Genomic DNA, 22,631 nt, shown 5'->3' with positions numbered 1-22,631 from the left:
ACGCGTCGTTCCAGCCATGTTCCTCGAAGCGAGCATCGCCCTGCTGGCCCTGGCCACCGCGCTGTGGCTGCGCCCCTGGCGCATGCTGGCCGGCCGCCCGGGTCCGGGCGGCCCGCAGGACCGCATGGCCTCGCCCCTGGTCACCCCGCTGCTGGGCGTGCTCGTGCTGCTGCCCTGGATCTGGGCCCTGCCCACGCTGCACCGCATGCCGCTGCAATTGCAGTGGTCCTCGGCTCCGCTGGTGGTGCTCATGCTGGGCTGGCCTCTGGCCGTGCCGCTGCTGCTCATCGTGGGCGGGCTGGCCGCCCTGCTGTCGCCGGCCCTGGGCTGGGGCGATGCGCTGGGCATCGCGGTCTGGCAGGGTATCGTGCCTGCCACGCTGGCCATGCTCTGGGGCGCGGCGCTGCGGCGCTGGCTGCCGCATCAGATCTTTGTCTACATCCTCGCGCGCGGCTTTGCGGGCACGGTGCTGTGCGTCTTCATCGCCGCGCTGCTGGCCCAGGCGGCGGGCCACGCCCTGCCCGGCGTCAACGAGGATCTGTCTCGCATCGCGCGCTGGCTCATGGCCTGGGGCGATGCCGTGGTCACCGGCATGGTCACCGCCATCTTCGTGGTGTTTCGCCCCCAATGGCTGGCCACCTGGTCGGACGCCATCTACCTGCGCCAGCCGCCCGCAGCCTGACGGCAGGCCCGCCACTGGATATGATCTGCGCCTGTTTCCCGCCAGCCCGGCGGCCCGTCCCCCTTTTGCTGCCCCACCCATGACCGATGTCACCGAATTCGCGCCCGGACTGCTGATCCGCGGCATCCAGCCGCCACTGAAGCTGGCCGACTACAAGCTCATCGCGTTCGACATGGACTCGACGCTGATCACCATCGAGTGCATCGACGAGATCGCCGACGCCACCGGCAAGAAGGCCGAGGTCTCGGCCATCACCGAAGCCACCATGCGCGGCGAGATCACCGACTTCAAGGACAGCCTGCGCCAGCGCGTGGGCAAGCTCGTCGGCGTGACCGAGGCCGACATGGCCCGCGTGCTGGCCGAGCGCCTGAAGCTCTCCCCGGGCGCCGAAACCCTGGTGCGCGCAGCCCAGGCTGCGGGCCTGAAGGTGCTGCTGGTCTCGGGCGGCTTCACCTACTTTGCCGAACATGTGCGCGGCATGCTGGGCATCGACTTCGTGCGTGCCAACGTGCTGGAGATGCGTGACGGCGCACTGACCGGCGGCCTGATCGAGCAGCCCTGGGGCGACATCTGCGACGGCGCCGAAAAGCGCCGTACCCTGCTGGAAGTCGCCTCGCTGCTGGGCATTCGCCCCGACCAGTGCATCGCCGTGGGCGACGGCAGCAACGACATTCCCATGATGCAGGTCGCAGGCCTGTCCGTGGCCTACCACGCCAAGCCGCGCGTGCGCAACGAAGCCAAGGTCTCCATCACCGAAGGCGGCCTGGACCGCCTGCTGGAAGTCCTGCGCTGAAAACGGGCGGCAGCGGCGGGCGTAGGCCGCTGCGCCGCTCCGCAATCAATAGCTGAGAATGTTCTGTGGGCTTGCTTTTCCGGCAAGCCCCAGTCTTTTCTACAATGCTTCACGCAGCCCCATAGGCCACCGCCCCAGCGCCGGGTGGCCCACCTACAACAGCAGGCTGCACGCCGGCGCATCCGCGCGCCGGTGCTTGGAATCTCCTCCCCCATCCCCATGTGACACACAAGGCCGCAGGCCTGCCCGCATACGGGCAGCCTGTGGCGCGCCGACCGGCGCGGGCCCGCCTGCGCCGACCGTGTACATGACCACCATGATTGGAAAAAACTCCGTGAAGACTTCGTTCCGCGCCACTGCCTCCGTGATCGCCCTGGCCATTGCATCGCTGACCGTGCCCACGCTGGCCCAGGCCAAGCGCATGGGCAGCGGCGGCAAGTCCGTGCGCCCGGCGTCGATCGGCAAGGCCCCCGCTCAGCCCGCAGCGCCTGCGGCACCCACCGCCAGCAAGGCGGCAACGCCTGCCAGCCCTGCAGCTCCTGCCACCCCCGCCGCGCCCGCCGCAGCCGCCGCTCCGGCAGCGGCACCTGCCACTGCAGGTGCTGCAGGCCCAGGCATGATGGGCACGCTGGGCGCCGCTGCCGTGGGCGCCGTGGCCGGCTCCATGGCCGGCAATGCGCTGGCTGGCGCCATGACTCCTGAAAAGGATGCAGCCGCCAAGGAAGCCGAAGCCAAGGCCAAGGCCGCTGAAACCGAGGCAGCCGAGCTGCAGCGCAAGGCCGACGAAGCCAAGGCCAAGGCAGAAGCCGCCCGCGCTGCCGCCAAGTAAGCCGCCTGCGTTTTTCCCCGAAAAGGCCGCGCCCGTCGCGGCCTTTTGCTTTATAGGGCGGCCGCTTCAGCGCGGCCCGGCGCGCAGCGGCTGCAGCAGGTGCGACAGGCCGTTGTGGTCCAGCTCCTGCATCAGCGCCAGCAACTGGCCCAGCTCTCCCTTGGGGAAGCCTTCGCGTGCGAACCAGTTCAGATAGTTGCCGGGCAGGTCGGCGATCAGCCGGCCCTTGTACTTGCCATAGGGCATTTGCACCTGCACCAGCTTTTGCAGCATTTCGGAGTCCATGGCGGCGATGGTACGCGCTGCGGCATCGCAAGAATCTGCATAAAAAGCCACAGCCTTATAACCAAATAGCAAAATTGTTCATTGCGGCCGCTGGCGCCGCACTAGACTATGCGCCTGCCTGCCGTACCGCCCGATACAGAACCACTCCACCGGGCCTGCGGCGTTTTTGCAACCCGTTGAAGAAAGTCCTCCGGTCATGTTGAAGAAAGCCCTCTCCGCAATCGCGATTGCCACGCTGGCCCTGACGGCCCAGGCCGCCGACGTGCTCAAGGTCGGCGCCACCGCTGTGCCCCATGCAGAAATCCTCAACCATGTGAAGCCGGCCCTCAAGGCCCAGGGCATCGACCTGCAGATCAAGGAATTCAGCGACTACGTGCAGCCCAATGCGGCCGTCGAGGACAAGCAGCTGGACGTGAACTTCTTCCAGCACCAGCCCTACCTGGACAGCTACAACAAGGACCGCAAGACCTCGCTGGTGGCCGTGCCCAATGGCAAGGTCCACGTGGAGCCCTTCGGCGGTTACTCGCAGAAGATCAAGAACGTGAAGGATCTGAAGGACGGCGCCACCATCGCCATCCCCAACGACCCCTCCAACGGCGGCCGCGCCCTGATCCTGCTGGCCAAGCAGGGCCTGATCGAGCTCAAGGACCCCAAGAGCCTGACCCCCACGCCGCTGGACGTGGCCAAGAACCCCAAGAAGCTCAAGTTCAAGGAACTCGAAGCCCCGCTGCTGCCACGCGCGCTGGCTGACGTGGACCTGGCCCTGATCAACACCAACTACGCCATCGAGGCCAAGCTCAATCCCACCAAGGATGCGCTGTTCATCGAAGGCTCCGATTCGCCCTACACCAACATCGTGGTCTCGCGCCAGGACCGTGCCAACGATCCCAACATCGCCAAGCTGATGAACGCGCTGCACACGCCCGACGTGAAGAAGTTCATCCTCGAGAAGTACAAGGGCGCTGTCGTTCCTGCGTTCTGAGGCGCAGGGAATGCAGCCGGTCGGCTGCATCCTGTCCCCGCAAAAAAAGCGCTGCCTCGGCAGCGCTTTTTCATTCCCCTTCCCTGGTATCGCCACTCAACCTGCAGGCGTCACCTCGGCCGGCGCCTTGGCCGCCGCAGCGGGCCGCGTGATGGCGCTGCCCATGGCCGCGCCCATGATGCAGGCGATGGCCAGCCACTGGGTGCCCACCAGGTGCTCATGCAGCAGCAGCATGCCCATGAGGGCGGCAATCGCAGGCTCCGTGGCCAGGGCAATGCCGAAGGTGGCCGGTGGCAGGCGGCGCAGGGCCATCATCTCCAGCGTATAGGGCAAGGCGCTGGAGATGGCCGCCACCACCAGGCCGAAGGCCAGGATGGACGGCTGCAGCAGCTTGGCCCCCGCCTCGGCCACGCCGAAGGGCACCACCACCATGGCGGCGAACACCAGGCCCAGCGACACGGCCTGGCCGCTGGGAATGCTGCCCAGGCGCTGCCCCAGCAGGATGTACAGCGCCCAGCAGATGGCAGCGCCCACGGCGCAGGCAATGCCCACGGGCTCCAGCACCAATCCGCCCGCGCCGGCGCCCCCTATCGGCAAAATCAGGGCCAGCCCCGCCACGGCCAGCGCCAGCCAGACAAAGTCCACCGGCCGGCGCGAGTGGTAGATGGCCACGGCCAGCGGACCGGAGAATTCGATGGCCACGGCCAGTCCAAAGGGAATGGTGCGCAGCGCCATGTAGAACAGCAGGTTCATGGCGCCCAGCGCCACGCCGAAACGCAGCAGCGCCCAGGCCTGGGGGCGGGCCAGCGTCCAGCGCCAGGGCCGCCAGATGGCCACCAGGATCAGCGCGGCAAAGCCCACGCGCAATGCCGAAGTGCCCTGGGCGCCCAGCACCGGAAAAAGCTGCTTGGCAAGAGAAGTGCCCACGCCCAGTGCCGTGACCGAGCCCAGCACGGCCAGCAGGGGCCAGACGCGGTTCCATGTGGTGTTTGTTGTCATGGCCCGTACGATATTGCAGGCCAGCGATGCAAAAGACTCGTTTTGGGGCCTCTTCGCGCAATATTCGCTCTTTCCGACCGCCCCGCATCCGTTTTCCGCCCCTCCCCCATGCCCGCCATCGCACTCGATACTTTTGACCGCGCCATCCTCGACGTGCTCCAGCGCGACAACCTCACGCCGCAGCGCCTCATTGCCGAGCAGGTCCACCTTTCGGCACCGGCCGTGCAGCGGCGCATACGGCGCCTGCAGGAGCTGGGCGTGATCACGGCCAACGTGGCCGTGGTCGATCCCGTGCGCACGGGGCGTCCGCTCACCGTGCTCATCAACGTGCAGCTGGCCAACGAGCGCCCGGACCTGTCCCTGGCCTTTCGCGCGCGCGTGGCGCGCGAGCCCGCCGTGCAGCAGTGCTACTACGTGACCGGGGAAGCCGACTATTCATTGATCGTCACGGCTGCCGATATGCAGGAGTACCAGGCGCTGGCGGCGCGGCTGTTCTCCGGAGACGACAACATCCGGCGCTACACCACCTCGATCGCTCTGGAACGCATCAAGACCGGGCTGCAGTTGCCGATGGCAGAACACAAGCCCGACAATGAAACAAGTTGACACAACCTAGACATACACCAGGAGACTGCTTTGAGCGCACCTTCACCGGACAGCATGGCCCGCCTCGTCGCCACACGCACCCTCGACAAGTACGAGCGTGACTACTATCCCAAGCGCGAGCGCATCACCATTTCCTTCCGGGGCGACCTGGCCGAGCAATACAACTACGACAAGATCCAGCCCTTGTCCGAGGCCCAGCGCCATGGCCACAAGGTCGTCATCGAGGCGACCAGCCAGAAGACCGGCGCCACGGGCCACTACTGCATCGAATGCAACAGCTGGAACCTCATCGAGGCCGTGGGCACCTGGGCGCCCGGCGAGGAAGCCCCGGCCGCAGACTGATCTGCGCCGTCAGCCGCCTGCCGGTGCCAACGCGCTGCCAGCCACCCACCAGGCCAGCGCCAGCATCATCACGCCCGTGAGGCCATCGAGAACGCGCCAGGCCTGCGGCTTCTCGAACAGGCGCTTCATGCGGCGGCCCGCAAAGGCCAGCGCCACGAACCACGACAGGCTGGCCGATGCGGCGCCCACCACATAGACCCACTTGAGCACGCCTTCCTGGCGCGCGCCGATGGAGCCCATGAGCAGCACCGTGTCCAGATAGACATGGGGGTTGAACAGGGTGATCACGGCCAGCGTGGAGACCACGCCCAGCAGGCCACGCGGGGCCAGTTGCCCGCCCGATGCCGCCAGTTGCGCATCGGGCGCCATGGCCATGCGCCACAGCGCGATCAGCCCATAGGCCAGCAGGAACAGGGCGCCGCCCAGCGTCAGGTAGCGGGCCAAGTCGGGGTTGTCGCCCAGCAGCCGGGCCATGCCCGCCACGCCCAGGCCGATGAGCACCACGTCGCTCACCACGCACCAGGCCACGCAGGCGCGCACATGCTGACCGTGCACGGCCTGGCGCAGCACATAGAGGTTCTGGGCGCCGATGGAGACGATGAGAGACAGGCAGACCGTGAAGCCCGCCAGCCAGGAAGAAGAAACATTTGCAGTCCACATGGCCGGGATTGTCTGGCCGGCAAATGGTTAAGTAAAATTACATTTACTCAACCAAATGAAGAATATCTAAATGCTCGACTACGCCGGACTCGAAGCCCTGGCGGCCGTGGTGCGCGAAGGCAGCTTCGAGCGCGCGGCGCGCAAGCTGCATGTCACGCCCTCGGCCGTTTCCCAGCGCATCAAGCTGCTGGAGGAGCGTGTGGGCCAGGTGCTGGTACTGCGCGGCCAGCCCTGCTCGGGCACCGATGCGGGCCGCAGGCTGTGCCTGCACCTGGAGCAGGTGGCCCTGCTCGAAAACGATCTGCGCCGCAAGAACCCGGAGCTGGTCCCCGAGGGCCAGACCGCACTGCCCACGCTCAAGCTGGCCGTCAATGCCGACTCGCTGTCCACCTGGTTCATGGATGCCATGTCCGCCTTCACGCGCGACGGCAACGAGCTGCTGGACATCAGCATCGACGACCAGGACCACACGGCCAAGCGCATCCGCGAGGGCGAGGTGCTGGCCGCCGTCACGGCCACTTCATCGGCCATTCCCGGCTGCAATACCTGGCCGCTGGGCCGCATGCGCTACGTGGCGGCGGCCAGCCCCGACTTCATCCGCCGCTACCTGAAGGACGGCATCACGCCCGAGGCCATGGCGCGCACGCCCATGATGAGCTACGGCCGCAAGGACAGCCTGCAAGACCAATGGCTGCAACGCCTGGGCGCAGAGGGGCGGCGCAACACGCCGCGCCACTTTCTTCCCTCCAACCAGGGCTATACGCGGGCCTGCGAGCTGGGCATGGGCTGGGGCATGCACCCGCCGCTGATGATCGGCGCGCAACTGGTCGAAGGCAGCCTGGTGGAGCTGCTGCCCGGCAACGATCTGGACATTCCCATGTACTGGGCCCATGCGCGCAATGCGCAGGCCAGCCTGCAGCGGCTGACGGACTGCGTGATCCAGGCCGCGGCGGCCTGCCTGGACCCGATGGAGTGAATGGGCTGCGGCGATGGCGACAGCGACGGCGGCGCCGTCCGCGCCCGGCTCAGGGCTGGCGGCCGGTGTCGTCTGCCGGGGTGGACGGCTCAGCCTGGGCCTGGTCGTTGCGTTCCGGCCGCTGTATGGTGCGCACGGCCGCGCGCACGCGGGTCAGGGTGTGGAAGTCCAGCAGGCTGGTGGCCATGATGGTTTCCCAGAGAAAGCAGGCCAGGGCCGAGAGAAACATCAGCACGCCGAACAGAAAGCCCAGCACCGCATAGCCATGGCCGTTGATGCCGTAGGCCTCGCCCAGGAACAGCAGGGCAATGGTCAGGCCGATGCAAAAGCCGCAGACGGTCAGCAGCCCTATGCAGACATTGGCCAGCCGGCCGCGCTTGCGCAGAAAGTGCAGTTCCGTGAGGCTGCGCGCGATGAAGTCCTCTTCCTGCGGGTTGCGCAGCAGTTCTTCCAGCTTGCGCGCGCGGTCGATGATGCGGGCCAGCCGCCCGGCCACGGCGCCGATCATGCCGGCCACGGCCGTCAGAAAGAACACCGGCGCCAGCGCCAGCTGGATGCTGTGGGTGACGGTATCGGCGTCTAGCGACCAATTGATCATGCGGTCCTCTGCGTGCTTTCTGTTGTCTGGTGCGGCCATGCTGCCGTGTTTTCGCGCGGACAGTATTGTGGCCGCAAGCGGGGGCGGCAAGAAGCCATGTCGCCAGCTTTTGGCATTCAGCGGGCCGGTGGCGCTGGCAGCATCTGCCGGCACAGCGACAGCATCTCGGTCAGCAGGGCAGGCGCCTGGTCGCGCCGGCAGACCACGCCCAGGGGCGCCAACCTGCCCGTCAGCCGCACATCGAGCCGGCACACGCGCGCATGGGTCTGCAGGCCCGGCGCAATGCTCAGCGGCACCAGGGCCACGGCGCCGGGCTGGCTCAACAGGCCCTCCAGTATCGGCAGGGAAACGGTGGAGACGGGAAACCAGGGCGCATCGGGCAGCGCCTGGAGCACCTCGGCCTCGAAAATCCCGCGCACGGCGATGTTGGCCGTGGGCAGCACCCAGCGTGCGCCAGTCAAGGCCTGCAGCGGCACGTCACGGCGCCCGGCCAGCGCATGCGAGCGTGCGGCCACCACCACGGCCGTGTCGGCCAGCAGCGGCTCGAAGGCGAAGGGGCCGGGCAGCAGCGCCGGCTCGCGGCAGAACACCGCGTCCAGCCCGCCGCCCAGCAGCTGGGACAGCAGCCGGGTGCTGGCGTCTTCGTGCACATCGACATGCACCTCGGGGTGCTCGGCATAGAACCGCGCCAGCAGGGGTGAAAGAATGGCCAGGGCTGCCGCCGGAATGGCGCCGAGGCGCAGCGCGGCCGCCGCGCCTCGGCGAATGGCAGCCAGCGATTCCGCCACCTCCTCCAGCGCGGCCAGCACGCCGCGCACCGTGTCCACCAGGGTCTGGCCGGCCAGCGTGGGGCGTATGCCGCGCGCATGGCGCTCGAACAGGCGGATGTCGAGCACGCGCTCCATCTCGGCCAGCGCCTGGGTGGCGGCCGACTGGCTCATGTGCAGCGTGGCGGCGGCCTGCACCACCGAGCCGCATTGCTGCAGCGCCACCAGCAGCTGCAGCTGGCGCAGGCGCACATGCTTGGTCAGGCGCGAATACAGCAGCCGCCCCTGGGGCGTGGCCGCATCGTCCAGGCCGTCGCGGTCATCGAAGTCATTGCTCATGGGAGTCTCAGTGTTTTCCCCAGGCAGGCCCTGGCGCGCCACAGGCGGCGCAGGGCAAGCTATCGGAACGGCTTATAGCTTGGCACAAATACCGTGGCCCACGCGGGCGGCAGGATTTCTATAGTCGCCTGCATCGGGAGCCGGCGCGGCCCAGGCCTGCGGCTCCTTCACCGTTGATGGAACCCATGCCATGCAAGCCAAACCCCTCTTTCAGCTGCCGCGGCGCACCCTGCTCTCGCTGGGCACGTCCGGTCTTGCCGCCGTGTTGTGCGGCCTCACCCTGGCCCACACGGCCTCCACGGCCTCCACGGCCCATGCGGCCGACGCCTATCCGAACAAGCCGGTCAAGCTCATCGTGCCCTTTGCGGCAGGCGGCTCCACCGACATCGTTGCGCGCGTGATCTCAGAGGGCCTGCGCAGCACGCTGGGCCAGCCCGTGGTGGTGGACAACAAGGCCGGCGCTGGCGGCCTGATCGGCACCGAAAGCATTGCCCAGGCCGCGCCTGACGGCTACACCATCGGCATGGCCACGGTGAGCACGGCCACCATCAATCCCTCGCTGTACACGCGCGCCGCCAAGCTGGAAGGCAGGCTTTTGCCCGTGGCCAATCTGGTGACCATGCCGTCGGTCTACATGGTCCACCCCAAGATGGGCGTCAAGGATTTCCCGGGCTTTCTGGCCAAGCTGCGCGCCCAGCCCGGCGCCTACAGCGCGGGCGTGCCGGGCCTGGGCACGCTGGGCCATCTGATGGTGGCGTCCTTCAACGAGACCATGAAGACCCAGGTGCAGATCGTGCCCTACCGCGGCAACGGGCCGGCGCTCAACGATGCGCTGGCCGGCATGGTGCAGGTGATGACCGACCAGCTGCCTTCGGCCATGCCCCAGATCAAGGGCGGCAAGCTCATCCCCGTGGCGCTGTCGGGCGACAGCCGCTCGCCCGACCTGCCCGATGTGCCCACCTTCAAGGAGCTGGGCTACGCGCAGCTCAACGAACTGGGCATCAGCTGGTTCGGGCTGGTCGTGCCGGCCGGCACGCCACCGGCCATCGTCCGGCAGTTGCAGGATGCGTCGGTGAAGGCCGTGCGCCTGCCCGAGGTGCAAAAGCACCTGAAGCTGCTGGGCGCCTCGGTCACCGAGATGGACCAGGCCCGCTTCCCGGCCCAGATCGCCAGCGAACTGCAGCGCAACAAAGCGCTGCTGGACAAGGCAGGGGTGAAGCCGGAATGAGCGCAGTCGAGCACCTCCAGGACTTCTTCCAGCAGCAGTTCCCGCGCATGGCGGCCCTGGCCGACAGCATCTGGTCCCTGGCCGAACTGCGCTATGCCGAAACCGCTTCTGCCCGGCTGCACATCGATGCGCTGGAGCAGGCCGGGTTTCGCATCACGCGCGGCGTGGCCGGCATTCCCACGGCCTTCCTGGCCGAATGGGGCGACGAGGGCCCGGTGCTGGCCTTCCTGGGCGAGTACGACGCGCTGTCGGGCCTGAACCAGCAAAGCGGCGCCCTGGTCTGCACGCCTTCCACCGACAGCCCGGGCCTGGCGGGCCACGGCTGCGGCCACCATCTGCTGGGCACCTCGGCGCATTTCGCGGCCGTTGCGCTGCAGGAGCACCTGCGCCGCAGCGGTGCCAAGGCACGCGTGCGCTACTACGGCTGCCCGGCAGAAGAAGGCGGATCGGGCAAGACCTTCATGGCGCGCGCCGGGGTCTTCGACGATGTGGATGCGGCGCTGACCTGGCACCCGGCCAGCTTCACCGGCGTGTTCAGCCAGAGCACGCTGGCCAACATCCAGGCGAAATTCATCTTCCACGGCAAGGCCGCGCATGCCGCGCATTCCCCGCACCTGGGCCGCAGCGCGCTCGACGCCGTGGAGCTGATGAACGTGGGCGTGAACTACCTGCGCGAGCACATGCCCACCGATGCGCGGGTGCACTACGCCATCACCGACTCGGGCGGCCTGTCGCCCAACGTGGTGCAGGCTCGCGCCGAGGTGCTGTATCTGGTGCGGGCCGCACGCAACCACGAGGCAGCAGCGCTGTACGAGCGCGTGCAGAACGTGGCGCGCGGCGCCGCGCTGATGACGGACTGCCGGCTGGAGATCGTCTTTGACAAGGCCTGCTCCAACCTGCTGCAGAACCGCACGCTGAACCAGGTGATGTATGCGCAGATGCAGGCCCTGGGCCCGCTGCACGTGGACCCCGGCCTGCATCGCCTGGCCGGAGACTTCCAGGCCACGCTGGACAGCAACGACGTGGACCAGGTCAGCCGCCCGCTGGCCAGCGTGCTGCGCGGCAAGGTGCCGGCCGTGTTCGAAGGCCTGGCGCCCTACGATCCTGCCGTGGAGGACACCCTGTTCGGCTCCACCGACGTGGCCGATGTGAGCTGGATCACGCCCACCGTCCAGGCCTGGGTGGCCTGCTACGCCTTCGGCACGCCGCTGCATTCCTGGCAGATGGTCTCGCAAGGCCAGTCCAGCCTGGCCCACGCAGGCATGGTGCGCGCCGCCCAGGTGCTGGCGGCCACGGCCATCGCCTTGCTGGAGCAGCCCGAACGCATTGCCCAGGCCAAGACGGAGCTGCTTGAGCGCCGGGGCGGCAGACCCTATGCGTGCCCGATTCCTGCGGAGGTGCCCTTGCCGTTCATGCGGGGGTGATGGGCTTGGCTCGCCCTGAATGCTCGACTCCTACCCCATGCCCAGTTCCCGGGCTTGGCCGGGCTTGCCGGGGCTTGCCCCTTTGCGCTGCCGCAAACCCACCCCGCCGCCGCGTTGACCCATCACAAGCCCTCCGCGCCAGGCCACGGCGATAGTTGGATCGGGACCCCACCGATACCAACAAACCACAGGAGGACTTGTGAAGCTGATGATTGATCTTTTTTCCACCGACTACGGCCTGATGAGCCTGGGCGCCATCGTCTTCATGCTGATCATGGCGGGCTTTTTCCTGCGCCTGTTCCTGGGCAAGATGAAGCACGTGGCCAACAAGCCGCTTGAATGAAGAAATGCCCAGGCAGGGGCTGGCCTGGGCATTCGCACGCAGCCGCCCTGCGCACTCAATAGTGCGGGGGCAGCTCGTCGCGCAGATTGGTCGCGCCGCCGGCGGGTCCGCCTTCGGGCACCCGGCGGCGCAGGTCGCGCAGCTCGTCAAGCAGCCGGTCGATCTGCTGCTGCTGGCGGTAGATGGTCAGGTTCAGCTGCTCCAGCAGGTCTTCGGTGTAGCTGGCCTTGATCTCCAGCTCCATCACGCGCGCCTGCAGGGCATCGGCGTCTGCGTGCCCGCCGCCATGTTCTCCGTCGTCAGCCACGCTCATGCCTTGAGCGCCTGGGCCAGGCGGGCGATGCCTTCGCGGATCTTGTCCTCGTCAGCCGTGGCGAACGAGAGGCGGAAGCTGGTGGCATCGGGGTTTTGCGCAAAGAACGGCGCACCCGGCACAAAGGCCACGCCCTGGGCAATGGCCCGCTTGGCCAGCTCACCGGCATCGGCCAGCGCGCCGCCCTTGCCGGTCAGGCGCACCCACAGGAACAGGCCGCCCTGGGGCTGCAGGAATTCCACGGCATCGCCGAGGTGCTCGCGCAGCGCATCGCCCATGGCCTTGGCGCGTCGCGCATAGACCTCGCGCACATGGGCCAGCGTGGCGGGCATGGCGCCGGACTTCAGGTACTGCGCGGCCGTGGCCTGGGCAAAGGTGCTGGTGTGGGCATCGCTGAACTGCTTGCACATCACGGCGCGGCCCAGCAGCTCGGCCGGGGCCACCAGCCAGCCAATGCGCAGGCCGGGGCTGAGCACCTTGCTCAGCGAGCCGCAGTGCGCCAGCCAGTCGCGGCTGCCGGGCACCTCGCTGGACAGCGCCAGCAGGCTGGACGGAGGCGCTTCGCCAAAATACAGGTCGCCGTAGGGATCGTCTTCCACCACCAGGGTCTGGTACTTGACGGCAAGCTCCAGCACCTTCTTGCGGCGCTCCAGGCTCAGCATGGCGCCGCTGGGGTTGCCGAAGGTGGGGATCAGGTAGACCAGCTTGGGGCGGTGCTCGGCAATGAGTTGCTCCAGCGCATCGACCTGGGCGCCTTCGGCGTCGATGGGCGCGCTGATGACTTCGGCGCCGTACAGGCGGAAGCACTGGATGGTGGCCAGGAAGGTCGGGCCTTCGACGATGACCTTGTCGCCGGGGTTGATCATGGTCTTGCCCAGCAGGTCCAGCGCCTGCTGGCTGCCCGTGGTCACCACCAGTTGCTCGGGGGCCAGCCCGCGCACGCCCTTGCCGGCCATGAAGGCGGCGATCTGCTCGCGCAGCGGCTGGTAGCCCTCGGTCGCACCGTACTGCAGCGCGGCGCCGGGTTCCTGCTGCAGCGCGGCCTGGGAGGCGGCGCTGATGCCGGCCACGTCGAACATGGCGCTGTCCGGGAAACCACCCGCAAAGCTGATGATGCCGGGCTTGCCCAGCAGCTTGAACAGCTCGCGGATGGCGGAGGTTTCTACGTTGTTCAGACGGTCGGCGAATTGCATGGGCAGGAGTCTCTTTGTCGGTGCAATGAAAAGGCGAAGCCTGCATTGTCGCCAATCCTGCCGCAGCTTTCCTGCACGATTAGAAGCCCCCTGAGTCGATTCGCGCCTTCCCCCTCTCTCCCGGAAGGCAGCTGCGTTCAATCCACCTTGATGTCGGCTCTGGCAGCCACGGCGCGCATTTGCGGCAGTTCGCGCTCTATGCGCTCCTGCAGCGCGCTGGCCGGCCCCCATGCGGGCGACAGGCCGATGTCCACCAGCTTCTTCTTCATGGCCGGCTCGGCCATGGCGTCGGCCAGCGCCTTTTCCAGCTTCTTCTGGATGGGTGCGGGCAGGCCGGCCGGGGCGAGGAAGGCAAACCAGGTGTCCATGGCAAAGCCCGGGTAGCCGCTTTCGGCCACGGTGGGCACCTGGGGCAGCAGGGCCAGGCGCTGCGGGCCCAGGGCTGCGATGGGACGGATCTTGCCGGCCTTGATCAGCGGCGTGGTGGCCACCACCGTGTCCACGGCCACCTGCACCTGGCCGCCCATCAGCGCGGTGAGGCTGGGCGAGCTGCCATTGAAGGGCACATGCACCATGCGCATACCCGTGGCGGTCTTGAGCATTTCGCCGCCGAAGTGCACCGAGGATCCCGTGCCGAAGGAACCGTAGGAGAGCTTGTCGGGGTCGGCCTTGGCCAGGGCCACGAGTTCGGGCAGCGTTCGTGCAGGCGTTTCGTTATGGGCCACCAGCACCAGGCCCATGTCGGCCACCAGCCCCAGCGGCGTGAAGCTGCGCAGCGGGTCATAGGGCAGCGGGTTGCGGATGGCGGGATTGAGCGTCAGCGTGGTGCTGGCGCCCAGCAGCAGCGTGTAGCCGTCGGGCGGCGCCTTGGCCAACAGCGCGCCCGCCACCACCGTGCCTGCACCGGGGCGGTTTTCCACGACCACGGGCTGGCCCAGCCGTTCACCCAGCGAGGTGGCCAGCAGCCGGCCCAGGATGTCGGTGGCGCCGCCCGGCGCAAACGGCACGACCAGCTTGATCGGACGATCCGGGTAGGACTGGGGCTGGGCTTTGGCTGCGGGCAGCGCAAGTGCCGTGGCACCGGCCATCAGACACGACAGAAAACGGGAACGGGACAAGGCCATGGCGCGGATCTCCTGGGGGACGAGGGAACGGGAACCTGGGAAAAATCGATGCGGCGGTTTCAGTCGAGCAGCGGGCTGCGCACGCGCGAGAAGCCGCCGGCCTGGTCATAGGCATGGCCGATCTGCAGCACGGCCAGATCGGCCTGTGCCGGGCCGATGATCTGCAGCCCGGCAGGCAGCCCCTGCGGCCCGAAGCCTGCGGGCGCGGCCAGGGCCGGCAAGCCGGCCATGGTGGCGGGCACCACGGTCTGCATCCAGCGGTGGTAGGTGTCCATCTCGCGGCCGCCCACGGCATGCGGCCAGTCCAGCGCCGCATCGAACGGGAAGACCTGGGCGGAGGGCAGCACCAGAAAGTCGTAGCTGTCGAACAGGCGGCGCAGGGTTTCGTACCAGGCCGAGCGCACACGCGCCGCGTCATAGACCGCCATGGCCGGCAGCGCCATGCCGCGCTCGATTTCCCAGAGGGCCTCGGGCTTGAGCAGGGCATGCGTGACCGGGTCGCGGTACAGGGCGGCGTTGGCCCCGGCCACGCTGAAGCTGCGCAGGTCGATCCAGGCGCGCCACAGGCGCTCGAAGTCGAAGGCCGGCACGGCCTCTTCCACCGTGCAGCCGATGGTCTTGAAATGCTGCAGCGCCGCGCGGCAGGTCTCCAGCAGGCCGGACTCGGTGGGCAGGTGCCCGCCCAAGTCCCCCAGCCAGCCGATGCGCAGGCCCTTGCAATCGCGCTGCAGCTGGGCGGTCCAGTCCTTGGGCGGCTCGCTGCGGCGGGTCAGCGGCAGGCGCGCATCAAAGCCTGCCTGCACGGACAGCAGCAGGGCCAGGTCGGGAATGTCCCGCGCCATGGGGCCGGCCACGCTGAACTGCTGGAAGAACACCTCCTCCGAAGGGCCATGCGGCACGCAGCCCACCGAGGTGCGCAATCCATAGACATGGTTGAAGGCGGCCGGCGTGCGCAGCGAGCCCATCATGTCCGAGCCATCGGCCACGGGCAGCATGCGCAGCGCCACGGCCACGCCGGCCCCGCCGCTGCTGCCACCTGCCGAGCGCGAAGGATCGAAGGCATTGCGCGTGGTCCCGTAGACCGGGTTGTAGGTATGGCCGCCCAGGCCGAACTCGGGCGAATTGCTGCGCGCCACAAACAGCGCACCGCCTGCGCGCATGCGCTCGAACACCACGCAATCGGTCTGCGAGACCTGGCCCGCGAAGATGGGCGATCCCTTGGTCGTCACCATGCCGGCCGCCGGCATGATGTCCTTGGGTGCCTGGGGAAAGCCGTGCAGCGGCCCCAGGCTCTGCCCGCGCGCCAGCAGCGTGTCCAGCTCGCGGGAGCGGCCGCGCAGCCAGTCGCGGTCCAGCGGAGACACCAGCGCGTTGACCAAGGGGTTGAGGCGGTCGATCTGTGCGCAATAGGCATCCAGCACCTCCACGCAGGACAGATCGCGGCCCTGGATGGCCTTTGACAGCGCGACGGCCGACATCTCCACGACGCCACCACCCCCGGTGGCCAGATCCGGCTGCTGCGTTGCGGTGCTTGCGTTTGACTCCATGGATTTCCTCGTTTTTGTGACAGAACGAAGTCAGCATAAGCAGGCGAAACTATTTCGACAATCGCCTTTTTCTTGGCTTATCGTTGCGTTTTTCGCAAACCATGAGCAGGCCACCATGCTTTCCAACCGCCTACAGGACACGGCCCTGCGCTACTTTCTCGAAGTGGTGCGCAGCGGCTCGGTTAGCGAAGCCGCCACGCGGCTCAATGTCTCGCCCTCGGCCGTGAGCCGCCAGGTCGCCGGACTGGAAGAGATGCTGGGCGTGCCGCTGTTCGAGCGCCGCCCGCGCGGCATGGCGCCCAGCCCGGCAGGCGAGCTGCTGGCCGCCCACGCGCGCCGCGGTGCGCTGGAGGCCGACCGTGTGGTCTCCGACATCGAGGCCCTGCAGGGCCTGCGCCGGGGCGTGGTGCGCGTGTGCAGCTCGGGCGGCTTTGCCATCGAGTTCCTGCCACGCGCCATGGCGCTTTTCCGCGAACAGTACCCGGGCATGCAGTTCCACCTGCGCGTGGAAGCCCCTGCCGCCGTGACCCAGGCCGTGCTGGGCGGCGAGGCCGATGTGGGCCTGACCTACAGCCGCGCGGCGGCACGTGACATCGAGGTCTGGCACCGCCAGGTCTCGCCGGTGGTCGCCATCATGCGGCCCGACCATGCGCTGGCCCGGCATGCCAGCATCACCCTGGCCCAGATGCATCCCCATGCCATTGCCCTGCCCGAGGACGCCAACACCGCGCGCCAGCTGTTCGACATCGCCTGCAGCCACCGCCGCCTGGTGTTCGAGCCCGCCCTGGTCAGCGGCCAGTTCGAGACCCTGGTGCACTTCGTGCTGCACGGCGGCGGCCTGTCGCTGGGCGGAGAGGTCACCATGCGCGAGCGCGTGCGCCGAGGCGAGCTGCATGCGGCGCCCATCCGCGAGCGCGGCATGAATGCGCGCGCCATCGAGCTGCAGACGCTGTCCGGACGCACCCTGTCCAAGGGCGTGCGGGCATTTGTGGAGCACCTGCGGGAACTGCTGCCGCCTGGGTAGGAGGAAGAGGAGAAGGAAACGAAGGAAGAAGAGGGGGAACGGGTCTCAAACGCAGCGGTAGGCGCTCAGGCCAGCCCGCCTTCCAGCTGGCGCTGCGCCCAATGCCACTGCGCCCGGCGTGTGGCCTGCCGCAGCCGCTGTGCCAGCGTCTGGCGCTCAGGCAGGCCGGGCAGGTACTCGGCCATCTGCACGCCGCGCAGCCCCAGTTCCAGCAGCTCGATCTGCTCGGAGCTGTTGCCCGTGCACAGCACCATGCCCATCGGCGTGTTCTCGCCCTGCTCATGCTCATGCCGGTCCAGCCAGCGCAGGTATTGCTCCATCTGCTCCTTGTCCTCGGCCGTGAATTCGCCCACCTTCAGCTCCACCGCCACCAGCCGCCGCAGCTTGCGGTTGTAGAACAGCAGATCGAGGTGGAAGTCCTGCTCATCCACATGCATGTGCATTTGCCGCCCCACCAGGGTGAAGCCCGTGCCCGACCGCAGCAGGAAGGCCTCCATCTCGCGGATGATGGCGGCCTGCAGGTCGCCCTCCTGCCAGGCATCGTGCAGCCCCAGAAAGTCGAAGATATAGGGATCGCGCATGAACAGCGCCGGCGACATGCGCTCGGTGCTGCGCGGCGTGACCGGCTCCTGCGCGATCAGCGCCTCGGCATCGCAGGGCAGCGCCAGGCGTTCATAGAGCTGGGAGTCGATGCGGCTGCGCAGCGTGCGTGCGCTCCAGCGCTCGAGGCTCGCCATGCTGGCGAAGTACTCGCGCTGCACTGGATCCTTGATCGCAATCAGCACGATGAAATGCGCCCAGCTCAATTTCCGGGTCGGCGAGATGACCAGGGGCTGGTCGGGAAACGCGGTGGAGAACTGCGTCATGCGCCACAGGTTCTTCTCCGAGAAGCTGCTGCCATAGTCCTGGACCAGATGACCGGCCAGCACCGGCAGGACCTCATCGCTGCAGCCTGCCTGCCGCACCTCGGATTCATGGCCATGGATGTGCTGGCCGATGTGCCAGTACAGCAGGGTGAGTTCACTGTTGACGTTGGCTGCCACGCGAAGCCGCGCGGCCTCGATCAGGTCCCGCACATTGCCCAGCAGGGCCTGTGACGATGCGAGCGCGGGAGAAACGGATATCTTGCGAGTGGCCATGTGGTCGCCCCCCTCCTGGTGGCGTGATGTCTGGATGTCTGGTGTCGGCGAAATCGATCCGGCCGACTATTGCGATGCGGCCTTGGCCAGTCAACGCCGCATCTGCATAACCAGACGATCTGACCCTGGCAGACATGAAAAATCAGAACATTCCTAGAGCCTGTTACGCACTTTCAAATACCCGCGCTTGCATGACAATGCACGCCACATCGATGGATACGCGCCCCCACAATGAAAACCACCAGCATCGAACCCTTCTTCGCCACGCTCAAGGCCGCCAATCCCTCGCCCCAGACCGAGCTGGAATACACCAATGTGTTCGAGCTGCTGTCTGCCGTGCTGCTCTCGGCCCAGGCCACGGACGTGGGCGTGAACAAGGCCACGCGCAAGCTGTTTCCCGTGGCCAATACGCCCCAGGCCATCCTGGACCTGGGACTTGAAGGGCTGGAGGGATACATCAAGACCATCGGCCTGTACCGCAGCAAGGCCAAACACCTGATGCAGACCTGCCAGATCCTGGTCGAGCGTCACGGCGGCCAGGTGCCGCGCACGCGCGAGGAGCTGGAAGCCCTGCCCGGCGTGGGCCGCAAGACGGCCAACGTGGTGCTCAACGTGGCCTTTGGCGAGCCCACCATGGCCGTGGACACGCACATCTTCCGCGTGGGCAACCGCACGGGCCTGGCGCCGGGCAAGACGCCGCTGGCCGTGGAGATGCAGTTGATGAAGCGCGTGCCGCCGGCCTATGCCGTGGACTCGCACCACTGGCTCATCCTGCTGGGCCGCTACGTCTGCCAGGCCCGCAAGCCACGCTGCTGGGAATGCGTGGTGGCGCCGTACTGCGACTACTCGCCCAAGACGCCTGCCCCGGCTGCGGGCAAGCGCTGAGCCTCAATCGGCCTTGAAGCCCGTGGCCGCCACGGCCTTGCCCCAGGTGACCGTGTCGGCGCGCATGATGCGGGCGAGCTCGTCGCCCGTGGTGCCCGTCACGCGGAAACCGGCTTCTTCCAGCCGGCTGCGGCTGTCGGGCTGCTGCAGGGCGCGCACGATGTCGGCCTGCAGCCTGGCCACGATCTCGGGCGGCGTCTTGGCGGGCGCGACCACGCCGAACCAGGAATTGAACTCCAGCGACGGATAGCCCTGCTCCCGGATGGTGGGCAGCTCGGGCATGGACTGGGTGCGCGTGGCGCCCGTGCTGCCCAGGGCCGTGAGCTTGCCGGCCTTGACCTGGGGCGCGGCCAGGGCCGCCGTGGCGAAGACGGCCTGCACGTCGCCGCTGAACAGGCCGCCCAGGGCATCGTTGGTGTTCTTGTAGTGCACGGGCTCGGGCTTGAGCTGCACGGCATTGCCGAACATGAAGGCGCCGAAGTGGCCGGGCGTGCCGGCGCCGAAGGTGGCGATGAACAGCTCCTTGCGCTGGCGCGCCCAGGCCACGAAATCGGGCACATTGCGGGCCGGCACCTTCTGCGGATTGACCAGCAGCACGAAGTCGGAGGTGACGACCTGGCTGACGGGCACAAAGTCCTTTTGCGGGTCGTAGGGCAGGCGCTGGTAGGTGTTGGGCGCAATGCTGAGCTGGCCGGTCTCGCCCAGCATCAGCGTATAGCCGTCAGGCACGGCCCGTGCCGCCTCGCTGGCGGCGATGAGGCCGCCAGCGCCCGGCTTGTTGTCCACGACCACGCCCAGGTTGCCCCATTGCTCGGAGAGTTTCTGCGCGAGCAGGCGCGCCACGATGTCCGGCCCCGTTCCCGCAGGAAAGCCGACGAGCAGGCGCACGGGCTTGCTCGGAAAGGCCGGCTGGGCGCCGACCACGGTCCAGGGAGCCAGCCCGGTGGCCAGCACGGCGGCAAGTGCGCAGGCCACGGCGGTGCGGCGCGACTTCGATGCCTGGTTTTTCATGTGTCTTGTCTCCTGCATTGTGGGTATCGAGAGGGGAAAGGCGCGGCTCAGAGCAGTTCGTGAAAGCGCATCTGCACGCGATCGGGATGGCGCACGCCGGTGCCGAAGAACAGGCGCTCGTTGATCCAGGCCAGCGCACGGCTGGCCGTCTCCATGCGGGGGGCGCAGCGGAAATAGATGTGCGCGGGGTCCACGGGCTCACCGCGCGCCAGCTTTGCCATGTGCGCCGGGTCGCCGCTGCGCAGCGCCTGGTTGCAGACATAGATCAGGTCGCCGGCATCAGTCTCCAGCACATAGCGCGCATCGAGCTCGGCCAGCCCGCCGTGCACGATGCGCTGGAAGTCCGCGCCTCCGGGCAGCACGCGCGCGCTCCAGCCGTCGCCCCGGGCCGTGCCGCCCAGGATAGGGATCAGTCGGCGCCCGCCGTGCGCCGTGGCACCGACCTCCTGCGGCGGGCCCACCTGCACGCTCAGGTCGGCGAAGAAGCGAAAGCGCGGATCGGGCAAGGCCGCAAGCTGCGGCACGTCATCTGGCATGGTTCTGGGGCTCCGGTGGATGGAATCGGGACCTAGCATAAGCACCATTGCCCGGGCCGGCCGTCATCCCGGAAGATGACAACGCCCTGCCCGCCCCTGCCTTCCCTTGAGACACTGGACCGCCCCCTCCGACACCCCTGACGCCAGCGCCCTGGGCGCCCATGCGTCCGGCCATGCGCCCAGCCACGCCATCGGCCACATGGTCGCCAGCCTGGGCGAGCCCGGCTTCGCCCGGCAGGTGCTGGAGGCCATGAACCCGCTGCTGCCCGCCGCCTCCTGGTCGGTCTATCGCACGGGCCCGCGCAGCCGGCCGCAGCTGTTCCTGTCGGCCAGCAGCGAGGCGCGCGACACCACGCGCGACTGCTGGTGGGCCTATCTCTCGGGTCCTTATCTGCGCGACAGCACCTGGAACCACGGCGACGCCGGCCCGGCACGCGCCACGGCGCTGTGCCACATCACGGCCCAGGAGGTGGAAGGCGAGCACCGCGCCTTGGTCTACGACGCGCACGGCATGGCCGAGCGCGTGTCCATCGTCGAGCATCAGGACGACGGCGGTGTGTTTGCCGTCAATTTCTATCGCCACCAGCACCAGAGGGCACTGGGCGATGCGCAGATCGACCGCTTCGGGAGCATGGCGCCCGTGCTGCTGGCCCTGGCGCACAAGCACATCGCCCTGACGCAGGCGCAGCCCGCCGTGGTAACGGCCTTGGCCTCGGCCCCGGCCACCCCACCCAGCCAGCCCCGGCAGCGGCAGACACTGCCGGCCCTGCGCATGCGCCTGCTGCAGGCACAGCCCGACCTGACGCCGCGCGAACTCGATGTCTGCGCCCGGCTGCTGCAGGGCATGACGCATGAGGGCATTGCCTGCGACCTGTGCCTGAGCCTGCCCACCGTCAAGACCTACCGCAACCGCGCCTTCGCGCGGCTGGGCATCCACTTTCGCAGCGAGCTGTTCGCGCTGGCCATGGAGCCGCAGGGCTGAGGCCTTGCGTCAATCCAGCGATGCGCCGGACGCCTTGACGATGCGCGCCCACTTGGCGATGTCCTCGCGCAGCAGGGCCGCCATCTGGGCGGGCGGCACGGGCCTGTCCGCCGGCCCGGCCAGCTCCACGCCCGAGGCTTCGAGCTTGCCGCGCAGATCGCCGGCCGCCAGCGCGCGGGCCATGCCGTCCTGCAACTGCGCCAGCACCGGCGCGGGCACGCCTTCAGGCGCAAACAGCCCCACCCACAGCGTGCCGTTGTAGCCGGGCACGGTCTCGCCAATGGTGGGCACATCGGGCAGCAGCGGCGATCGCGCCGCGCCGCTCACGGCCAGTGCGCGCAGCCGGCCGGCCTGGATATGGGGCAGGGTCGATGGCAGGCTGCCGAACAGCAGCGGCACCTGCCCGCCCAGCACATCGTTGAGCGCGGGCGCCACGCCCTTGTAGGGCACATGCTGCAGCTGGATGCCCGCCATGCTGTTGAGCATCTCGCCCAGCAGATGGTTGAGCGTGCCGTTGCCGGCCGAGGCATAGCGGAACTCGTCGGGCCGGCCCCGGGCCATGGCGATCAGCTCGGGCACGGATTTGGCCGCAAAGCCGGGATGGGCCAGCAGCACATTGGGCACGGAGCCGATCAGGCCGATGGGCCGGAAGTCCTTCACCGGATCGAAGCCCGGCTTGCGGTACAGCGCGGGGTTGATGGCCTGGCTGCTGCTGATGGTCATCAGCAGCGTATGCCCGTCGCGCGGCGCCTTGGCCACGGCCTGGGTGCCGATGTTGCCGCCCGCGCCGGGCCGGTTCTCGACCACCACGCTGGCGCCCAGCACCTCGGCCAGCTTCTGGCTCACCAGCCGGCCCACGATGTCGTTGGTGCCGCCCGGCGCCTGCGGGACGATCATCACGATGGGCCGCGCAGGCCAGGCCTGGGCATGGCCCAGCAGGGGCAAGGCGAGTGCGGCAGCCACCAGGCTTCGGCGGCGCAAAAGGCTCGACGGCAGGGGAAAGGAAGAATCCGGCATGGTCATG

General features: G+C 68.2%; 26 protein-coding genes. 13 read left to right on the top strand and 13 right to left on the bottom strand.

Going from position 1 to position 22,631, the window contains the following annotated elements:
* The first annotated feature begins 16 nt into the window (after positions 1-16).
* The 3 genes from BO996_RS13280 (at position 17) to BO996_RS13270 (ending at position 2,304) form a co-directional block, all read left to right on the top strand.
* The gene (locus BO996_RS13280; protein ID WP_071954986.1) at positions 17-682 is read left to right on the top strand and encodes a hypothetical protein; all 666 of its coding nucleotides are present in this window, start codon (positions 17-19) and stop codon (positions 680-682) included.
* 79 nt (positions 683-761) lie between these two features.
* On the top strand, positions 762-1,475 hold the full coding sequence (gene serB / locus BO996_RS13275; protein WP_012204694.1) for a phosphoserine phosphatase SerB: 714 nt from the start codon (positions 762-764) through the stop codon (positions 1,473-1,475).
* Between the two features lie 307 nt (positions 1,476-1,782).
* Positions 1,783-2,304 (top strand): ABC transporter substrate-binding protein, encoded by a 522-nt coding sequence (locus tag BO996_RS13270; protein WP_071954985.1) that lies wholly within the window; start codon positions 1,783-1,785, stop codon positions 2,302-2,304.
* Positions 2,305-2,370: 66 nt separating this feature from the next.
* Here BO996_RS13270 and BO996_RS13265 read toward each other — a convergent pair whose 3' ends face one another.
* Positions 2,371-2,589, bottom strand: coding sequence for a DUF3820 family protein (locus BO996_RS13265; RefSeq protein ID WP_071957097.1), 219 nt, complete (start codon positions 2,587-2,589; stop codon positions 2,371-2,373).
* Between the two features lie 196 nt (positions 2,590-2,785).
* On the opposite strand from BO996_RS13265, the gene BO996_RS13260 reads away from it, so the two are divergent.
* Positions 2,786-3,571 carry a MetQ/NlpA family ABC transporter substrate-binding protein gene (locus BO996_RS13260; protein ID WP_034391882.1) on the top strand — a complete coding sequence of 262 codons (786 nt, stop codon included), beginning with the start codon at positions 2,786-2,788 and terminating at the stop codon, positions 3,569-3,571.
* A gap of 96 nt (positions 3,572-3,667) precedes the next feature.
* Here BO996_RS13260 and BO996_RS13255 read toward each other — a convergent pair whose 3' ends face one another.
* Positions 3,668-4,570 (bottom strand): EamA family transporter, encoded by a 903-nt coding sequence (locus BO996_RS13255; RefSeq protein ID WP_071954984.1) that lies wholly within the window; start codon positions 4,568-4,570, stop codon positions 3,668-3,670.
* 108 nt (positions 4,571-4,678) lie between these two features.
* Between BO996_RS13255 and BO996_RS13250 the strand changes: the two genes are divergently transcribed.
* The gene (locus tag BO996_RS13250) at positions 4,679-5,176 is read left to right on the top strand and encodes an Lrp/AsnC family transcriptional regulator (RefSeq protein ID WP_013803176.1); all 498 of its coding nucleotides are present in this window, start codon (positions 4,679-4,681) and stop codon (positions 5,174-5,176) included.
* A 30-nt stretch (positions 5,177-5,206) separates the two neighbouring features.
* The gene (locus BO996_RS13245; RefSeq protein WP_013803177.1) at positions 5,207-5,518 is read left to right on the top strand and encodes a hypothetical protein; all 312 of its coding nucleotides are present in this window, start codon (positions 5,207-5,209) and stop codon (positions 5,516-5,518) included.
* A 9-nt stretch (positions 5,519-5,527) separates the two neighbouring features.
* Here BO996_RS13245 and BO996_RS13240 read toward each other — a convergent pair whose 3' ends face one another.
* Positions 5,528-6,178, bottom strand: a complete 651-nt coding sequence (locus BO996_RS13240) for a LysE/ArgO family amino acid transporter (protein ID WP_065346286.1) — start codon at positions 6,176-6,178, stop codon at positions 5,528-5,530.
* A gap of 70 nt (positions 6,179-6,248) precedes the next feature.
* Between BO996_RS13240 and BO996_RS13235 the strand changes: the two genes are divergently transcribed.
* The gene (locus tag BO996_RS13235; RefSeq protein ID WP_071954983.1) at positions 6,249-7,154 is read left to right on the top strand and encodes an HTH-type transcriptional regulator ArgP; all 906 of its coding nucleotides are present in this window, start codon (positions 6,249-6,251) and stop codon (positions 7,152-7,154) included.
* A gap of 49 nt (positions 7,155-7,203) precedes the next feature.
* On the opposite strand, the gene BO996_RS13230 is transcribed toward BO996_RS13235, so the two are convergent.
* The gene (locus BO996_RS13230) at positions 7,204-7,752 is read right to left on the bottom strand and encodes a DUF2721 domain-containing protein (protein ID WP_013803179.1); all 549 of its coding nucleotides are present in this window, start codon (positions 7,750-7,752) and stop codon (positions 7,204-7,206) included.
* Between the two features lie 116 nt (positions 7,753-7,868).
* A complete protein-coding gene (locus BO996_RS13225) occupies positions 7,869-8,858 on the bottom strand; it encodes a LysR family transcriptional regulator (protein WP_012204682.1) in 990 nt (329 codons plus the stop codon).
* Positions 8,859-9,048: 190 nt separating this feature from the next.
* Between BO996_RS13225 and BO996_RS13220 the strand changes: the two genes are divergently transcribed.
* From BO996_RS13220 to BO996_RS13210, 3 genes are all read left to right on the top strand, one after another.
* On the top strand, positions 9,049-10,086 hold the full coding sequence (locus tag BO996_RS13220; RefSeq protein ID WP_071954982.1) for a tripartite tricarboxylate transporter substrate binding protein BugE: 1,038 nt from the start codon (positions 9,049-9,051) through the stop codon (positions 10,084-10,086).
* A complete protein-coding gene (locus BO996_RS13215) occupies positions 10,083-11,510 on the top strand; it encodes a M20 family metallopeptidase (RefSeq protein WP_071954981.1) in 1,428 nt (475 codons plus the stop codon). The genes BO996_RS13220 and BO996_RS13215 overlap by 4 nt, the downstream gene beginning before the upstream one ends.
* A gap of 208 nt (positions 11,511-11,718) precedes the next feature.
* The gene (locus BO996_RS13210; protein WP_012204679.1) at positions 11,719-11,853 is read left to right on the top strand and encodes a DUF3149 domain-containing protein; all 135 of its coding nucleotides are present in this window, start codon (positions 11,719-11,721) and stop codon (positions 11,851-11,853) included.
* Positions 11,854-11,908: 55 nt separating this feature from the next.
* Here BO996_RS13210 and BO996_RS13205 read toward each other — a convergent pair whose 3' ends face one another.
* The 4 genes from BO996_RS13205 to BO996_RS13190 all read right to left on the bottom strand — a co-directional run bounded on the left by BO996_RS13205 (position 11,909) and on the right by BO996_RS13190 (position 16,030).
* A complete protein-coding gene (locus BO996_RS13205) occupies positions 11,909-12,166 on the bottom strand; it encodes a SlyX family protein (protein WP_071954980.1) in 258 nt (85 codons plus the stop codon).
* On the bottom strand, positions 12,163-13,359 hold the full coding sequence (locus BO996_RS13200; protein WP_071954979.1) for an aminotransferase-like domain-containing protein: 1,197 nt from the start codon (positions 13,357-13,359) through the stop codon (positions 12,163-12,165). Before BO996_RS13200 ends, BO996_RS13205 begins: the two co-directional genes overlap by 4 nt.
* Positions 13,360-13,496: 137 nt before the next feature.
* Complete coding sequence (locus BO996_RS13195) at positions 13,497-14,483, bottom strand: Bug family tripartite tricarboxylate transporter substrate binding protein (protein WP_071954978.1); 987 nt, start codon at positions 14,481-14,483, stop codon at positions 13,497-13,499.
* Between the two features lie 59 nt (positions 14,484-14,542).
* Entirely contained in the window at positions 14,543-16,030 is a 1,488-nt protein-coding gene (locus BO996_RS13190) for an amidase (RefSeq protein WP_071954977.1), read from the bottom strand.
* Between the two features lie 115 nt (positions 16,031-16,145).
* On the opposite strand from BO996_RS13190, the gene BO996_RS13185 reads away from it, so the two are divergent.
* Positions 16,146-17,054 carry a LysR family transcriptional regulator gene (locus BO996_RS13185; protein WP_013803186.1) on the top strand — a complete coding sequence of 303 codons (909 nt, stop codon included), beginning with the start codon at positions 16,146-16,148 and terminating at the stop codon, positions 17,052-17,054.
* A gap of 65 nt (positions 17,055-17,119) precedes the next feature.
* Here the strand turns inward: BO996_RS13185 and BO996_RS13180 are convergent, their stop codons facing one another.
* On the bottom strand, positions 17,120-18,193 hold the full coding sequence (locus tag BO996_RS13180) for a PDDEXK nuclease domain-containing protein (protein WP_071954976.1): 1,074 nt from the start codon (positions 18,191-18,193) through the stop codon (positions 17,120-17,122).
* 231 nt (positions 18,194-18,424) lie between these two features.
* Here BO996_RS13180 and nth point away from each other — a divergent pair, with 231 nt between their 5' ends.
* Entirely contained in the window at positions 18,425-19,078 is a 654-nt protein-coding gene (gene nth / locus BO996_RS13175) for an endonuclease III (protein WP_043819386.1), read from the top strand.
* 3 nt (positions 19,079-19,081) lie between these two features.
* Here nth and BO996_RS13170 read toward each other — a convergent pair whose 3' ends face one another.
* A complete protein-coding gene (locus tag BO996_RS13170; protein ID WP_013803189.1) occupies positions 19,082-20,089 on the bottom strand; it encodes a Bug family tripartite tricarboxylate transporter substrate binding protein in 1,008 nt (335 codons plus the stop codon).
* 47 nt (positions 20,090-20,136) lie between these two features.
* On the bottom strand, positions 20,137-20,625 hold the full coding sequence (locus BO996_RS13165) for a DUF3237 domain-containing protein (protein ID WP_071954975.1): 489 nt from the start codon (positions 20,623-20,625) through the stop codon (positions 20,137-20,139).
* A 106-nt stretch (positions 20,626-20,731) separates the two neighbouring features.
* Here BO996_RS13165 and BO996_RS13160 point away from each other — a divergent pair, with 106 nt between their 5' ends.
* The gene (locus BO996_RS13160; protein ID WP_442856960.1) at positions 20,732-21,607 is read left to right on the top strand and encodes a helix-turn-helix transcriptional regulator; all 876 of its coding nucleotides are present in this window, start codon (positions 20,732-20,734) and stop codon (positions 21,605-21,607) included.
* Between the two features lie 9 nt (positions 21,608-21,616).
* Here BO996_RS13160 and BO996_RS13155 read toward each other — a convergent pair whose 3' ends face one another.
* Positions 21,617-22,624, bottom strand: a complete 1,008-nt coding sequence (locus BO996_RS13155) for a tripartite tricarboxylate transporter substrate binding protein (protein WP_071957095.1) — start codon at positions 22,622-22,624, stop codon at positions 21,617-21,619.
* Positions 22,625-22,631 lie beyond the last annotated feature (7 nt).

It is taken from the genome of Delftia sp. HK171 (assembly GCF_001886655.1).
Lineage (GTDB): Bacteria > Pseudomonadota > Gammaproteobacteria > Burkholderiales > Burkholderiaceae_C > Comamonas > Comamonas acidovorans.
The sequence above is the reverse complement of the archived record's forward strand: the minus strand, read 5'-3'. Positions and strand labels throughout refer to the sequence as shown.